Raw genomic sequence first — 13,744 nt, forward strand, 5'->3', positions numbered from 1 at the left:
CGGACTTGTCGCAGAGACGTCTTACTTGCCGTAGATATCGAAGGCGAAGTACTTGTCCTGGATTGCTTTGTATTTGCCGTTTTCGCGGATGGCCGCGATGGCCGTGTTGATCTTGTCTTTCAGGGCGTCGCCCTTGCGCACCGCGATACCTACGCCGTCGCCGAAGTATTTGACGTCGGTGAAGGCCGGGCCAACGAATGCGAAGCCTTTGCCGGCGTCGGTTTTCAGGAAACCGTCGTCGAGCAGGGTAGCGTCAGCCACGGTACCGTCCAGGCGACCGGCAGCCACGTCGAGGTAGATTTCGTTCTGCGAGCCGTACGGCTTGATCTCGGCGCCCAGTGGAGCGAGAACTTCGCGGGCGAAACGCTCGTGGATCGAGCCACGCTGTACGCCAATGTTCTTGCCCTTCAGCTCAGCCAGGTTTTCGCTGACCTGAGTGCCAGCCTTCATGACCAGACGCGCCGGGGTGTTGTAGTACTTGTTGGTGAAGTCGACCGACTTCTTGCGATCTTCGGTGATCGACATCGACGACAGGATGGCGTCGATCTTGCGCACTTTCAGTGCCGGGATCAGGCCGTCGAACTCTTGTTCGACCCACACGCACTTGACCTTCATTTCTTCGCACAGCGCGTTGCCGATGTCGTAGTCGAAACCGACGATGCTGCCGTCCGGAGCTTTCGAAGCGAATGGAGGGTAAGCCGCTTCGATGCCGATCTTCACAGGTTTTTCGTCAGCGACGGCATTCAGCGACAGCACGGACAGTGCCAGGGCGCCAAGCAGCACAAGTTTCTTCATCTTGGGACTCCATCGGTAAAGGGCAAAAACGGCAGAGTGAGCGACAGCCCAATATGCGAATGGGTGAATCGGAAATCGGTTGCGCATCGGCGGGAAATTTCCCATTGAAACCGCAGGCGATTTCAACGTCGGCCACGATGAGCGAGTGATCGGCATTCTAACGACAGGCCCGAAGCCGATATTTCTTCAATGCGACAACTAATTACAGATGCACCGAGAAAGCGGTTTGAGCTCATTGACAGCCCTGCAAATTCATGCAAGAGCGAAAGACAGTGAACCGATACATATTGCAAGTTGCGGGCCCATTATTCGCAAACCCTTCTAATCCGGCAAGCGCAGCGTTGTGTCTTATTTTTCAGCGGGGCTTATGAGGCTCTAAAACGGGGCATCGCGTTTCCCATCGCCCCGGTTTGGCGCGGGCGGTTACACATTGGGTCGTGGCGGGTAACAGCGGGAAAGGCCTGACGGTGCAGATCGATAATTATTGGTTGGGGTGTTGCGGTTTCCTACAGGTGACTACTGCGGTGTCTGACAGATCGCCTTCGCTGGCAAGCCAGCTCCCACAGGGATTTGTGCCGGAACCGAAATCTGCAATACACCACAAAACCTGTGGGAGCTGGCTTGCCAGCGATGAGGCCAGCCCTACCAACACAAAACCAGCAGACACAAAAAAGCCCTGTCCGGCATACACCGAACAGGGCTTTTCAGCACATCAACCTGCTACTTAAGCAACATTCATGGTCTTGTGCGTATCAATCAAATGCTGCACCACACCCGGATCCGCCAGGGTCGAGATGTCGCCCAGCCCATCGTATTCCGCCGTGGCGATCTTGCGCAGGATGCGGCGCATGATCTTGCCCGAACGGGTCTTCGGCAGCCCCGGTGCCCACTGGATCACGTCCGGCGAAGCGATCGGGCCGATCTCCTTGCGCACCCAGTTCTTCAACTCCAGACGCAACTGCTCGGTCGGCTCCTCGCCATTCTTCAAGGTCACATAGACATAGATGCCCTGCCCCTTGATGTCATGCGGCACACCCACCACCGCAGCTTCGGCAACCTTCGGATGCGCGACCATCGCGCTCTCGATCTCGGCGGTGCCCATGCGGTGCCCGGAGACGTTGAGCACGTCGTCCACGCGCCCGGTGATCCAGTAGTAACCGTCGGCATCGCGACGCGCGCCGTCACCGGTGAAGTACATGCCACGGAAGGTCTTGAAGTAGGTATCAACGAAACGATCGTGATCGCCGTACAGCGTACGCGCCTGACCCGGCCACGAATCGAGAATCACCAGATTGCCTTCGGCCTCGCCCTCGATGATATTGCCGAGGTTGTCGACCAGCGCCGGCACCACGCCGAAGAACGGACGCGCCGCCGAACCCGGCTTCAGCGCGTGAGCACCCGGCAGCGGGCTCATCATGTTGCCGCCGGTCTCGGTCTGCCACCAGGTATCGACGATCGGGCAACGCGACTTGCCGACATTCTTGTAGTACCAGTCCCAGGCCTCCGGGTTGATCGGCTCACCCACCGACCCGAGCAGGCGCAGGCTGCTGCCATCGGCGCCTTCCACGGCCGCCTGACCCGAAGCCATCATCGCGCGGATTGCGGTCGGCGCGGTGTAGAGGATGTTGACCTTGTGCTTGTCGATGATCTTCGCCACCCGGGTGATGTCCGGATAGTTCGGCACGCCCTCGAATAGCACGGTGGTCGCGCCATTGGCCAGCGGGCCGTAGACGATATAACTGTGGCCGGTGACCCAGCCGACGTCGGCGGTGCACCAGTAGATTTCGCCCGGGCGGTAGTCGAACACGCGCTCGTGGGTCATCGCCGCATACAGCAGATAACCGCCAGTGGTGTGCTGCACGCCCTTCGGCTTGCCAGTGGAGCCGGAGGTATAAAGGATGAACAACGCTTCTTCGGCGCCCATCTCTTTCGGCGCGCAGACGGTGCCCGCGACTTTCATCAGGTCTTCGTACCAGATGTCGCGATGCTGGTTCCACTTGATGTCGCCACCGGTGCGCTTGCAGACGATGACTTTCTGGATGCTGCTGGTTTCCGGGTTGGTCAGGGCGTCGTCGACGTTGGCCTTGAGGGAAATCTTCTTGCCGGCACGGATGCCTTCGTCAGCGGTGATCACCACTTTCGAGCGGCAGTCGATGATGCGGCCGGCCAGGGCTTCCGGCGAGAAACCGCCGAACACCACCGAGTGAATCGCGCCGATCCGGGTACAGGCCAGCATGGCGACCACGGCTTCGGGAATCATCGGCATGTAAATGGTCACCACGTCGCCACGGTGCACGTCCTGACCACGCAGGGCGTTGGCCAGTTTGCACACTTGCTCGTGCAGTTCGCGGTAAGTGATGTTGCGGCTTTCGGAAGGATCGTCGCCTTCCCAGATGATCGCGACTTGGTCGCCGCGCTCGGCCAAATGACGGTCGAGGCAGTTGTAGGAAACGTTCAGGGTGCCGTCGGCAAACCACTTGATGTCGACATGGTGATCGTCGAACGAGGTCTGTTTCACCGTGGTGAAAGGCTTGATCCAGTCCAGACGCTGGGCTTGCTCGCGCCAGAAGCCGTCCGGGTTGACGACCGACTGCTGGTACATGGCTTTGTAGGTCGCCTCGTCAGTCAGCGTGTTTGCCAGAACCTCGGGACGAACGGGATACAGAGAAGCCGCACTCATCTTTCCTACCTCGGTGTAATAGTTGTTTTTGTATGACCCCGTTGTAGCCGGGTGGGGCCCATAGAACCATTCGACGATGGTAGTAACAAGCCCCTACAAAATGTCCGCATTCCATGTGGGAGCTGGCTTGCCAGCGATGCAGTCAACGCGGTCCGTCAGGCAAACCCCATCCGGCCAGACACCAAGACCTGAATCGATTGTTACCAAATCTATCAAAAGTGTTTATCAAAACCGCCCCTGTTTACCGACACACCACCGCCCTAAAATTCACCTCGCCAACAAGGCAACCGCGATTAACAACGTTACAGCCCCCACGAAGGCCGTTAATCCAGCTCTCCAAGTAACGCATCAACTACTCAAGCTCCACACGCAACCCTAAAAAGGTTGCGTGACCCCACTCGACCTCAAAAAGGTGAATTAGAAATGAAAGCTTTATTGGTTCTGGCCCTCAGCAGTCTGTGCGCAACCGCCATGGCAGACGAGGTCCCGACTGATGTCGCACAGCAACAACCGGTAATCGAGGAATACACTTACTCCACCCATCTGGATGTCGCCAAAGTTGTTTCGATGAGCGAGGTTCCGAATGTCTGCGAAGTAGTGCCGGCAACAATGGAATACGACGACCACAAAGGCCAACGCCACATCCTGCACTACAGCATCATGGGCAACGGCTGCACGAACTGAATCAGACTGCACCGAATCGGATCGCTCAACGCTACATTGAGGGTCGATTCCAGCCCGGCTCCGGTCGGGCTCAGTTGTGTCTGGAGCCGCGAAAAAGGCTTGCAAAACACTAGATATAGTGAAAAACGCACTTTTCTGGCTATTTTTTAAACAAAAAAACACCTGCCAAAAAATTAACGAAAAAAAATCTGCCAGGGTCGACTCCGCGCAAAGCCCTGTAATCCCTCGGTCGGACCGAAATCATCGCCCTCCTCGGCCTCACATGAGCCGATTCGCCGCACCACGCCGGTAAAAATTTCCCTATAATGCCGCCCTATACGGGTCAGCAATATTCCCTTACAGGGAGCAAAAGCCATTCTGAAGCCCCGCAACAGTGCCCGACGCTGATTGCGCCCATCAGAGGCTCTCGGAACCCGTCAAAATTTCTGTTTATTTGCCTGCGTGCAGCGCTGCAAAAAACGACATCCAACGCGGCTTTGGCCGTGTGAAAAACCAACCCATCAGGTTTCACACGGGCACAAGCCCTCACGCAGGAGACGACACGTCATGCTGAGCTGGGACGAATTCGATAAAGAAGACAGTGAAGTCGCAACCGTGAAAGGCGCCAACGCCGGCCACGCAAGCGAAGCCAACATGGACCGCCTCGACAACGCTGGCGGCGCCGCCGCGCTGGAAGCCCGCGCCGTCACCGCCGACGACTCGGCCGCCGTGGCCCGCGCCAAGGCTGCACTGAACTCCCTCGACGTCGCCGAAGGCCTCGCCGAACTCGAAGGCGCCTCCGCCCGTGTCGCCGTTGACGAAAAGCGCATGATCAACTGCCGCGCCGACCTCAACCAACTCGTGCCATTCAAGTACGATTGGGCCTGGCAGAAGTATCTGGACGGTTGCGCAAACCACTGGATGCCGCAAGAAGTCAACATGACCGCCGACATCGCCCTCTGGAAAAACCCGGAAGGCCTGACCGACGACGAGCGCCGCATCGTCATGCGCAACCTCGGCTTCTTCTCCACCGCCGACTCCCTGGTTGCCAACAACCTGGTCCTGGCCGTGTACCGCCTGATCACCAACCCGGAATGCCGCCAGTACATCCTGCGCCAGGCTTTCGAAGAGGCGATCCACACCCACGCCTACCAGTACTGCATCGAATCGCTGGCCATGGATGAAGGCGAAATCTTCAACATGTACCACGAGATCCCATCGGTCGCGAAAAAAGCCGCCTGGGGCCTGAAGTACACCCGCTCGATCTCCGATCCGAAGTTCGAAACCGGCACCCCAGACACCGACAAAGAGTTGCTGCGCAACCTGATCGCCTACTACTGCGTTCTGGAAGGCATCTTCTTCTACTGCGGCTTCACCCAGATCCTCTCCATGGGCCGCCGCAACAAAATGACCGGCGTCGCCGAGCAGTTCCAATACATCCTGCGCGACGAATCCATGCACCTGAACTTCGGCATCGACGTGATCAACCAGATCAAAATCGAAAACCCACATTTGTGGGATGCTGAGATGAAAGAAGAAGCGACCCAGATGATCCTGCAGGGTACGCAACTGGAGATCGAATACGCCCGCGACACCATGCCTCGCGGCGTACTGGGCATGAACGCGGCGATGATGGAGGACTACCTGAAGTTCATCGCTAACCGTCGTTTGAGCCAGATTGGTTTGAAAGAAGAGTACCCTGGGACGACTAACCCGTTCCCTTGGATGAGCGAGATTATGGACTTGAAGAAAGAGAAGAATTTCTTTGAGACTCGCGTGATCGAATACCAAACTGGTGGTGCTCTGAGCTGGGACTAATAGTCTCGCTTGGTGCGATTTGACGATTGCGGTTTGAGTCGGCGAATCGAAGAAAGCAAAAAGCCCCGATCTGATCGGGGCTTTTTTATGGGCGCTCGGTGAGCCTTTTACGCCTACGACACAGCGCTCAATCTCCTACAGCACTTACAGTCGCTTCCCATTGAAGCCTGCCACGAGCACTACTAAGCTCTGTCGCAGGTGCCTAAGAAACGCCCAACGTAGAAAGCTTGGTCAGTGACACAGACGTGTAATCCGTCGGTGGCAACTGCTCTGCTCGTTGGGATTTCTTAAATCCACTCTACGTTGGGGTCAGGTCCTCAAAAAAATCCAAAACGTAGAGGTCATAGATATGTCTGATCCATGCTCAGTAACCGTCTTCTCTCGCCACAATCTTTCTCTGCATGCTCTTCTATTAGAGAACCAGCCTTGGTTCTCCGCCCGCGATGTCGGCCGTTTGATGGGTTTCCATCTCAATGATCGGGTGGTCAACAAGCTGGATACCGATCAACGCCGGGTCATGTGGATTAAGTACTTTCGAGAACTAGAACAACATCTGATGCTCAGTGAATCCGGGGTGTACGCGCTGCTGGTCTATCACTACGTTCCGGGGAATCGGTTGTTGCGTGAGTGGTTGACCAATGAGGTAGTGCCAACCTTGCGCGATGCGGAGGATTCAGGAGATTCGAATCGGCCAATGTTGAGCTTGTTGGATTGGCCGGAGATGTCTTTGAGTTTGCTGCATTGGCAGGATGAGGGCTGGATTCGGCTAAGGGATATGCCTTACCTGTTGAACGATCAGAAGCCACGACGAGCTTCTCTAGAGAAACCCTGGTGGCGGAGGGCTACGCAGGTGTTCCGGTCCTCGAAGCACTCGATGGGTTAGGAGCAAGTTTGTAGGACCACGCAGGATTCGTCGCTATTTCCTGTAGGACTTTTCGTAGACAGATGTGATGGCCACTCAGTATCGTCCGAGGGTTTTCAACCCTCGGCGATTGTATGGACACGGAAAAAAGTAATAGCGATTGGAGTGACGTAGAGATTCAGGCGGCGGTCGACGCATATCTCAAAATGCTGGCACGCGAGCAGAGCGGTCAGAAATTCGTCAAGACTGAGGAAAATCGAATCTTGCGTGAAGGCCCTTTAGCCGGTCGGACTAAAGGCTCGGTCGAGTTTCGGATGCAGAACATCTCTACCGTGCTGGTAGAAATGGGTCGAACGCGTATTGAAGGCTACAAACCTGCCAAGAATGTTGGCGCGAATGTAGCGCGCAGTATCCGTAAGGCACTTGATGCTTCTACTGTTCTGACACTTGAAGATTCTGATCCAACGGCGGACGAAGCATTGCTCGAGCAACGTTCGGCTAAATTTGAGCGAAAGCAATTTGATTACGTCCCTAAAGGGATAAAAACACCAATCCAAACGACTTCGACTAGAAAGGTTTACTTTCGCGATCCTGAATTGAGGGGCTGGGTTCGTCAGCAAGCCAACGGGAAGTGCGAAGGTTGTGGCAAAGCAGCGCCATTTGAAAAGGATGGGAAACCGTTTTTAGAAGTGCATCACGTCAAGCACCTGTCGCAAAAGGGTTCGGACCTTGAGACGAATGTTGTGGCGTTGTGTCCCAACTGTCACCAACGTTGCCACCATTCGGACGACAGAGAAGCTTTCACTGCTTGGCTGTATGACAACGTTGGAAGACTCGAAAAGGAATAATCGCGGTTTATCTGACTAACCGTATTTGCTTTTCTTGGGACTGCTTCGCAGCCCAGCGGGAGGAAGCTCCCTCGCCACACGGTGATGCGTGGTCTGCAATGTCGGTAAGATATTGAAATCTGGTTGATGCCTAGAATCGCCAGCACTCTGGCTCCCACAAATTCCGCATCATCCTGAAACAATCAGTGCAACCCGCGCCGCCTCCCGCTATTAATACCCCTCCCCCACTCAAGGATCCGAGCCCCACCATGAAATTCGATCTCGCCTACTGCCTCAGCCTCGACGACAAACTGTCGATCTATGACGTTCGCGATCTCAATTTCGATGAGACGGTGGCGTTTGACTCGGCGAAGGAGCACTTCCAGTGCCCCAACGATGCCTGTCGTTCGGCGTTCGAGGCTTCCAATGAGTTGGGTACGTTCAACGCCAAGAATGTGAATTACGTGCGCACGCCGCACTTCAAAAATCTGCCGACTACGCAGCATGTGCCGGGTTGTCCGTATGCGAGTTTGAAGGCGTCGGCGTCTGGCGTTGAGACGGCGGATGGCGAGGTGGATGACGGGCGTGAGGAACACTTCCCATCAGAGTTGTTGCTGACGCGGCGTGAGTATGTACGCAAGCCTGTCGCGCCTGCGGACGCGGCGGATGTGTTGCGGGATGATCCGGTGCGGGTGGCGGCGGACAGTGGTAAAGAGTCGGTGGGTCGTGAGTCGGCGCCGGACAAGACCACTGTGTTTGCGCATCCGGTAGAGTGTTTTGTTTCCAACTTCGCCGACAAGGAGTTGCTCAAGCGGATGCCGTTGAAGGTCGGCGAGCATACGGCGCCGTACAGTTCGTTCTTCAAGAAGATCGAGTATCTGACGGACAACAAGGGGCTGATTTACTGGGGGCGGATCAAGAAGATCGAGGACTTCCACAGTGCCAGTTTTCGTATCGATTTCGAGGACAAGGTCTGGTTCAAGAAGCCCGGAGACAGCAAGAAGAAGCCGTATCCGGTCAGTGTTTATCTGAACAAGAAGCTGATCGACAAATACCGCAAGCGCAAGGCGTTTCTGGAAGAGATCAAGCACGCGGTGGATAGCGACAAGGCGTTGTTCTGTTTCTTCTATGGGGTGACGCCGGAGTTGAAGCAGGTGCCCGGCAAGAAGAACCCCGAAAAGCCGTTCGAGGTCTTCAATGCCGATATCGAGAACCTGGATCACTTCATTATTCGTGAAGCGCCGGGGTTGGAGTGATGGCTAGCCTTTGGGTAGTTGCAGTTTGGCTTCGCCACGGTGTTGGTTGACCAGCGAGTACGGTAGCACTGGCCAATCGGGGTTGTCGCAGTTGCGCTGGATACGGGCGAAATAAGCGCCCAGGTAAATCCCCTTCGGCGCGAAGTGCCAGTTGGCATAACCCCAAACACTTTCATCGGTGTAGTCGCAGTCGCCATCGTCTTCGGCGGGCTTTTTCATTTCCTCGGGGTACAGCGTGGTGAACTGTTTGACCAGCCACGGCGCCATGACTTTCAACTGATCGTACTCGGTGGCTGCGCTATCAGGTTCACCAATCCACAGCACGTCTTTGAGTTTCAACAATTCACCGGTGTGCGCATTCAGATTGATCGGCGAACTGCCGAAGTCCGGGTGAGCGCCGCCGCAGCTGTAGCCGGTGGAAATGTCCAGACTGACCACGTCGGCCGAGAGAAACTGCGGGGCAGCACCTTGATCAAACTCGGCGTATTCCCCTCCATCCATCATGCAGCGGTGAAAGTCGATGACTTCAGTCCAGAGTCGTCCGAGCAAGTGGTTGTTGATCCGCTGCTGCTCTTCTTTCGGGTAGCCCGACTCGACGCTGAACAGCGAGATCTTCGACTCAGGCTCTGTCCACCATTGCAGGTCGTAGCCCATGAAATTTTCTTTCTTTTCCGGCTTAAGCTTGAGCCCCTGTAAGCGCAAATATTCGTAGCGATCATCTTTCGACAATGTGGCAATAAAGGGCAGCGTTGTAGCGGCTGGCGCAGGAAGTCTGGCTTCGGTCAGTTGCACCGGAAACTTCTTGCCCTTGGTATTTCGCCATTCGCCCTGCCACCCGTTGGCGGTGGTTTTCAACTTGAGGGTTGGTAGCGGTTTGTCTTCACCATAACGGTTGTTGCCTTCGACGAGGTTTAGCGTGTTGTCCTGCAGCGAGCCGTTGAGTGCAAGGTCACGATGATACTTCTCGTAGAAATAGCGGCCGGTCACTTCGTCCTGTTGTGCAGTGTTGAGCTCAACCACAATCGGCATCTTGCCCAGCGTACCGGTAAAGACACGCGGGCCTTCTTCGGCATGGGCGATGGAAATCAATGAGAACAGCGCAGCAGCGCATGGTGCCAAGCGCATCAGTCCTTTGAACATGTATCAATCCTAGAAGAAGCCGGAGATAGCGTCGACGGGGCCGACGCTGAAAAATACGCTGCGGATTATGGCGAGAGTCGATCAACTATTCGAGTTTTCTCGTTCGTACTCTTTAAGCCAGGCTTCGTGCTCAAGGGCTGTGAGTTCTCGAGCCACTTGTTGGCGACATTCCTTGGCCGCATGGAGCTGGACGTCATCAAGAAAGCAGTAATGACGCAGCCAGTGAAGTGTCATTTCTTCATCCGGAAAGAAGTAAGACTTGGCGCCCTTGCTATTCCGGGGTGTGTCATTCATTTGCGCGTCGAACACCATCGCTGCGGTTTCATCCGGTGGCAAAGACCCGGTATGGGCGACCTTGTCCTGGAACATCCACGCAATCTCATCAATGTGTTTTTGCGCGCTGCGATGGCTGCGTCGATAGAACCGTTGGTGTTCACAGGTCTGTAGCAGACGTGCCGCCATCAATTCCGGGTTAAGCCAGGGTCCGAGTTTATGAAGGTGTGCGTTGATCATCAATCCATGGACCCAGCGATCAATAAACCGCGCAATGAAGTCTTCGGTATTGGCCTTTTTCAAATCGGCCAGAATCAGGCAATAACGGGTTTTGACGTGAATGACCAGCAGCACGTGCTTGCGTTGCACCGTTATGGCGTGAACCAGCCACTGCTCGTCAGCGCCGCTCAACTCATGATCTTCAATGATTGAGGACGGCGGACTAACGTCCACCGGCGTGACCTTTTTGCCTTTGTGGACACGGCTAAAAAACTTGCTGGCGGCTTCGGTGCAATTAAAGATCAACATCCTGGGTCTCTGGTTATTGCTGGAGGACAGCGTTCAGTTATCGATTTTGGTTTCTTGCACTGTAGCCTGGCAATGGTTCATTTAAACGAGATACACAGCAGCACGATAATCAGCAAACCGATATAAACCCAGGCATGCACCCGATCCGGAATCCGCCCGATCCACGGTGTCGCGAGTCGGATCCCCAACAACGACCCCACCGTCAGCACTGCAAAAGCCAGCAAATCCACATACCCGACAAACCACTCCCCCAGATCCGTTTCACTGAATCCGGCCAGCGATATGTACGTCAACGTCCCGGCCAACGCCACCGGCACGCTGAGCGGATTGGCCATGGACGTCGCTTGCGACATGCTCAGCCCGCAACGGCGCAGCAGCGGCACGGTCATGACGCTTCCTCCTACGCCGAGGAACGTCGCGATGGCGCCGATGCCTACGCCGCCGGCGGATGTTTCTGTTGAGGTCAGTCGCCGTGGGAATGTGGTTTGGGACTGTGTGAGAAATCCTCGGCGCAGCAGGCAATCGACGATGGTCACGCCCAGATAGGTGATGAAGGCGTAGCGGATCACTTGGCCGCTGACCCACATCGCAGCGATGGCACCGACGACCGCGCCCACGCCGATAAACCCGCCCAATGGCCAGAGGTAGTCCCGGAGCAGATTGCCCGCGCGCTGGTGTTTGCGCGTGGCGATGAGGGCGTTGACGATCATCACGCAGGTCGAGGTGGCCACGGCGATGTGCATGGCCGATTGCGCGATGGGGTCGTCGGCTGCGTGGCTGGCGGTGAGCATGCGATAGAGCAGCGGCACGATGACGAAGCCGCCGCCGAAACCGAAGAGCACGGCGCTGATGCCGGTGAGGCAGCCGAACAATGTAAGCAGGAGGTAGAACATGGTGAGCGTCCAGAACTGGGAGCCGTGACATTAGTGCGGCAGGCATTGGCCGGCTTCAGCAGTTGGGCCAATAATGTTCGCGTTTACGCCAATCGCTGGAACTCGCCTGATGCGCAATATTTCGATCAATCAGCTTGATGACACGCCTCGCCCGGTCGTGGCCATCGGTACCGATTATTCCCACGGCCACCTACTCCCGTTTCATACGCATCGACGTGGGCAATTGCTCTACGGCGCCACTGGTGTAATGCGGGTCAGTACTCAGAGCGGCAACTGGGTGGTGCCGCCGCAGCGTGCAGTGTGGATTCCGCCGGGAGTCGCCCACGAAGTATTGATGCTAGGGGTGAGCACGCGCAGCCTCTACATTGAACCGTGCACGGTGGATTTGGGCCCGAAGTGCCAAGTGCTCAACGTGTCGGCGCTGCTGCGGCATTTGCTGATGGAGGCGGCGGACGTGCCGCTGATGTACGACCAGGCCGGACGCGACGGTGTGCTGATCAACTTGCTGTTGCATGAACTGACACGCAGTGCCCCCCTTCCCCTACACATTCCTATGCCCGTCGAAGGAAAGCTCCTCAGTCTATGTCAGACCTTTCTGAACATGCCCAACACCCATCAATCCCCGCAGCATTGGGCGGACCAGTTACACATAAGCTTGCGTACCTTTAACAGATTGTTTCGGCAGCAGACCGGGCTCAGCTTTCGTGAGTGGCGCCAGCAGGCGTGCGTCGTGCAGGCGTTGGCACGGTTGGCGGCGGGGGAAGCGGTGACGCGGATTGCTCTGGACTTCGGCTACGAGAGCCCGGCGGCGTTTTCGACGATGTTTCGGCGTGTGCTGGGACAGGCACCGTCCGTCTGGTTGGAGCCGACGAACTAGGCAAATTCGAAAAATGCGTTTGATCCCGGCCGAAAACAACTGTACAAAAACACAGTACATTTTCAATCAGCACTTTTGAGCCCGGAGCACACCATGGCCTCTCTTGCGATGAACCACGTCCTCGAACGCATTGCCCTTTTCCAGTTCACCCCGACCCACTGCGTCCAGGCCCGCGCCATGCTGGGCTGGAGTGTTGAACAACTGTCGCGCGAGGCCGAAGTTGCAGTCGCGGATATCCAGCGGTTCGAAGCGCAGCAGGACGTGGCGGACGCCGCAAGACTGGCACTGGCTTATCGGTTTGAAGCGCAGGGGTTGGTGTTCTTCCCGGGGTTTGCACCGGGGCGCGGTGTCAGGGCGCAGGGGATGGCGGGGGAATCGGTGGGGCGTGGGGATTTTGCGATGGCTGACTGAAACGGCAATTTGATAATTATTCCAAAATAGGTATATTTCGCATGAGTGCAAGGAAGCCGCTTATGTGGGTCTGCAGTAGTAAAAAAGATCTCAAGCAGATGCCCACAGAGGTACAAGACGTTTTTGGTCACGCACTGGATCTGGCTCAATGTGGCCTGAAGTATTCAGATGCAAAACCAATGAAAGGGTTCGGAGGCGCAGGTGTCCTGGAGTTGATAGAAGACTTCGACACCGACACCTACCGCGCCATTTATACGGTTCGTTTTGGCAGTGCAATTTACGTTTTGCACTGCTTTCAGAAAAAGTCGAAAAGCGGGATTAAAACCGCCCAGTCGGACATTGATCTGATCAGAAACAGACTTCGAGCCGCCCAGGAACATGCGAAAGGATCAGAAAACCATGGAGATTGAAGTAGGTAGCGGAAACGTCTATCACGATCTGAACTTACCCAATGCAAGTGAAATGCAGGTGAAGTCGCAGCTCGCAGCGAAAATTGGCGCAATCATTAAGGCGCGTCATCTCACTCAGATTCAGGCGTCAGAAATCTTGGGACTATCACAACCCAAGCTTTCCGAAATGTTGCGTGGCAAATTTCGCGGAATCAGTGAGGCCAAAATGATGGAATGCCTTTCACGTCTCGGACGAGATGTGCAAATTGTAGTCAAATCGGCCCCCCGATCACGGAAAGAGGGCCGTATTGAGGTGGTATTCGCTTGAGGCG

Annotated in this window: 14 protein-coding genes; 9 read left to right on the top strand and 5 right to left on the bottom strand. The window is 55.9% G+C overall.

The genetic code is table 11. The features are described from left to right. Window positions 1-21 precede the first annotated feature (21 nt). Entirely contained in the window at window positions 22-795 is a 774-nt protein-coding gene (locus tag ACZ0AZ_RS01950; protein ID WP_039757969.1) for an ABC transporter substrate-binding protein, read from the bottom strand. A 724-nt stretch (window positions 796-1,519) separates the two neighbouring features. Next, entirely contained in the window at window positions 1,520-3,475 is a 1,956-nt protein-coding gene (gene acs / locus ACZ0AZ_RS01955) for an acetate--CoA ligase (RefSeq protein WP_039757973.1), read from the bottom strand. Between the two features lie 423 nt (window positions 3,476-3,898). Here acs and ACZ0AZ_RS01960 point away from each other — a divergent pair, with 423 nt between their 5' ends. From ACZ0AZ_RS01960 to ACZ0AZ_RS01980, 5 genes are all read left to right on the top strand, one after another. Then, window positions 3,899-4,159 carry a DUF2790 domain-containing protein gene (locus tag ACZ0AZ_RS01960; RefSeq protein WP_039757975.1) on the top strand — a complete coding sequence of 87 codons (261 nt, stop codon included), beginning with the start codon at window positions 3,899-3,901 and terminating at the stop codon, window positions 4,157-4,159. Between the two features lie 546 nt (window positions 4,160-4,705). Further along, window positions 4,706-5,956: a ribonucleotide-diphosphate reductase subunit beta gene (locus tag ACZ0AZ_RS01965; protein ID WP_039757978.1), complete on the top strand. Its 1,251-nt coding sequence runs from the start codon at window positions 4,706-4,708 to the stop codon at window positions 5,954-5,956. A 349-nt stretch (window positions 5,957-6,305) separates the two neighbouring features. Next, window positions 6,306-6,839: a BRO-N domain-containing protein gene (locus tag ACZ0AZ_RS01970; protein ID WP_129997447.1), complete on the top strand. Its 534-nt coding sequence runs from the start codon at window positions 6,306-6,308 to the stop codon at window positions 6,837-6,839. A 113-nt stretch (window positions 6,840-6,952) separates the two neighbouring features. Then, window positions 6,953-7,666 carry an HNH endonuclease gene (locus ACZ0AZ_RS01975; RefSeq protein ID WP_129997448.1) on the top strand — a complete coding sequence of 238 codons (714 nt, stop codon included), beginning with the start codon at window positions 6,953-6,955 and terminating at the stop codon, window positions 7,664-7,666. A gap of 248 nt (window positions 7,667-7,914) precedes the next feature. After that, window positions 7,915-8,901, top strand: coding sequence for a hypothetical protein (locus ACZ0AZ_RS01980; RefSeq protein WP_463538614.1), 987 nt, complete (start codon window positions 7,915-7,917; stop codon window positions 8,899-8,901). Window positions 8,902-8,904: 3 nt separating this feature from the next. Here the strand turns inward: ACZ0AZ_RS01980 and ACZ0AZ_RS01985 are convergent, their stop codons facing one another. The 3 genes from ACZ0AZ_RS01985 to ACZ0AZ_RS01995 all read right to left on the bottom strand — a co-directional run bounded on the left by ACZ0AZ_RS01985 (window position 8,905) and on the right by ACZ0AZ_RS01995 (window position 11,735). Next, complete coding sequence (locus tag ACZ0AZ_RS01985; RefSeq protein ID WP_463538615.1) at window positions 8,905-10,041, bottom strand: hypothetical protein; 1,137 nt, start codon at window positions 10,039-10,041, stop codon at window positions 8,905-8,907. Between the two features lie 81 nt (window positions 10,042-10,122). Beyond that, window positions 10,123-10,842 carry a DUF6933 domain-containing protein gene (locus ACZ0AZ_RS01990; protein ID WP_463538616.1) on the bottom strand — a complete coding sequence of 240 codons (720 nt, stop codon included), beginning with the start codon at window positions 10,840-10,842 and terminating at the stop codon, window positions 10,123-10,125. A gap of 77 nt (window positions 10,843-10,919) precedes the next feature. Continuing rightward, a complete protein-coding gene (locus tag ACZ0AZ_RS01995; RefSeq protein WP_463538617.1) occupies window positions 10,920-11,735 on the bottom strand; it encodes a sulfite exporter TauE/SafE family protein in 816 nt (271 codons plus the stop codon). A gap of 109 nt (window positions 11,736-11,844) precedes the next feature. Between ACZ0AZ_RS01995 and ACZ0AZ_RS02000 the strand changes: the two genes are divergently transcribed. The 4 genes from ACZ0AZ_RS02000 to ACZ0AZ_RS02015 all read left to right on the top strand — a co-directional run bounded on the left by ACZ0AZ_RS02000 (window position 11,845) and on the right by ACZ0AZ_RS02015 (window position 13,740). Then, a complete protein-coding gene (locus ACZ0AZ_RS02000) occupies window positions 11,845-12,612 on the top strand; it encodes an AraC family transcriptional regulator (protein WP_463570990.1) in 768 nt (255 codons plus the stop codon). 93 nt (window positions 12,613-12,705) lie between these two features. Continuing rightward, entirely contained in the window at window positions 12,706-13,023 is a 318-nt protein-coding gene (locus ACZ0AZ_RS02005; protein WP_415761745.1) for a helix-turn-helix domain-containing protein, read from the top strand. A 62-nt stretch (window positions 13,024-13,085) separates the two neighbouring features. Continuing rightward, on the top strand, window positions 13,086-13,433 hold the full coding sequence (locus ACZ0AZ_RS02010; RefSeq protein ID WP_276320601.1) for a type II toxin-antitoxin system RelE/ParE family toxin: 348 nt from the start codon (window positions 13,086-13,088) through the stop codon (window positions 13,431-13,433). Further along, the gene (locus tag ACZ0AZ_RS02015; protein WP_463538618.1) at window positions 13,423-13,740 is read left to right on the top strand and encodes a helix-turn-helix domain-containing protein; all 318 of its coding nucleotides are present in this window, start codon (window positions 13,423-13,425) and stop codon (window positions 13,738-13,740) included. The genes ACZ0AZ_RS02010 and ACZ0AZ_RS02015 overlap by 11 nt, the downstream gene beginning before the upstream one ends. Window positions 13,741-13,744: the final 4 nt, after the last annotated feature.

The sequence above is a fragment of the Pseudomonas sp. AC239 genome (assembly GCF_979258545.1).

Bases quoted from the DNA above. Each gene is read 5' to 3' on its own strand.
- ACZ0AZ_RS02005 (WP_415761745.1), top strand. From the start codon at position 12,706: ATGGCCTCTCTTGCGATGAACCACGTCCTCGAACGCATTGCCCTTTTC.
- ACZ0AZ_RS02010 (WP_276320601.1), top strand. From the start codon at position 13,086: ATGTGGGTCTGCAGTAGTAAAAAAGATCTCAAGCAGATGCCCACAGAG.
- ACZ0AZ_RS01960 (WP_039757975.1), top strand. From the start codon at position 3,899: ATGAAAGCTTTATTGGTTCTGGCCCTCAGCAGTCTGTGCGCAACCGCC.
- acs (WP_039757973.1), bottom strand. From the start codon at position 3,475: ATGAGTGCGGCTTCTCTGTATCCCGTTCGTCCCGAGGTTCTGGCAAAC.
- ACZ0AZ_RS02015 (WP_463538618.1), top strand. From the start codon at position 13,423: ATGGAGATTGAAGTAGGTAGCGGAAACGTCTATCACGATCTGAACTTA.
- ACZ0AZ_RS01985 (WP_463538615.1), bottom strand. From the start codon at position 10,041: ATGTTCAAAGGACTGATGCGCTTGGCACCATGCGCTGCTGCGCTGTTC.
- ACZ0AZ_RS01970 (WP_129997447.1), top strand. From the start codon at position 6,306: ATGTCTGATCCATGCTCAGTAACCGTCTTCTCTCGCCACAATCTTTCT.
- ACZ0AZ_RS01975 (WP_129997448.1), top strand. From the start codon at position 6,953: ATGGACACGGAAAAAAGTAATAGCGATTGGAGTGACGTAGAGATTCAG.
- ACZ0AZ_RS01980 (WP_463538614.1), top strand. From the start codon at position 7,915: ATGAAATTCGATCTCGCCTACTGCCTCAGCCTCGACGACAAACTGTCG.
- ACZ0AZ_RS01965 (WP_039757978.1), top strand. From the start codon at position 4,706: ATGCTGAGCTGGGACGAATTCGATAAAGAAGACAGTGAAGTCGCAACC.
- ACZ0AZ_RS01990 (WP_463538616.1), bottom strand. From the start codon at position 10,842: ATGTTGATCTTTAATTGCACCGAAGCCGCCAGCAAGTTTTTTAGCCGT.
- ACZ0AZ_RS01950 (WP_039757969.1), bottom strand. From the start codon at position 795: ATGAAGAAACTTGTGCTGCTTGGCGCCCTGGCACTGTCCGTGCTGTCG.
- ACZ0AZ_RS02000 (WP_463570990.1), top strand. From the start codon at position 11,845: ATGCGCAATATTTCGATCAATCAGCTTGATGACACGCCTCGCCCGGTC.
- ACZ0AZ_RS01995 (WP_463538617.1), bottom strand. From the start codon at position 11,735: ATGTTCTACCTCCTGCTTACATTGTTCGGCTGCCTCACCGGCATCAGC.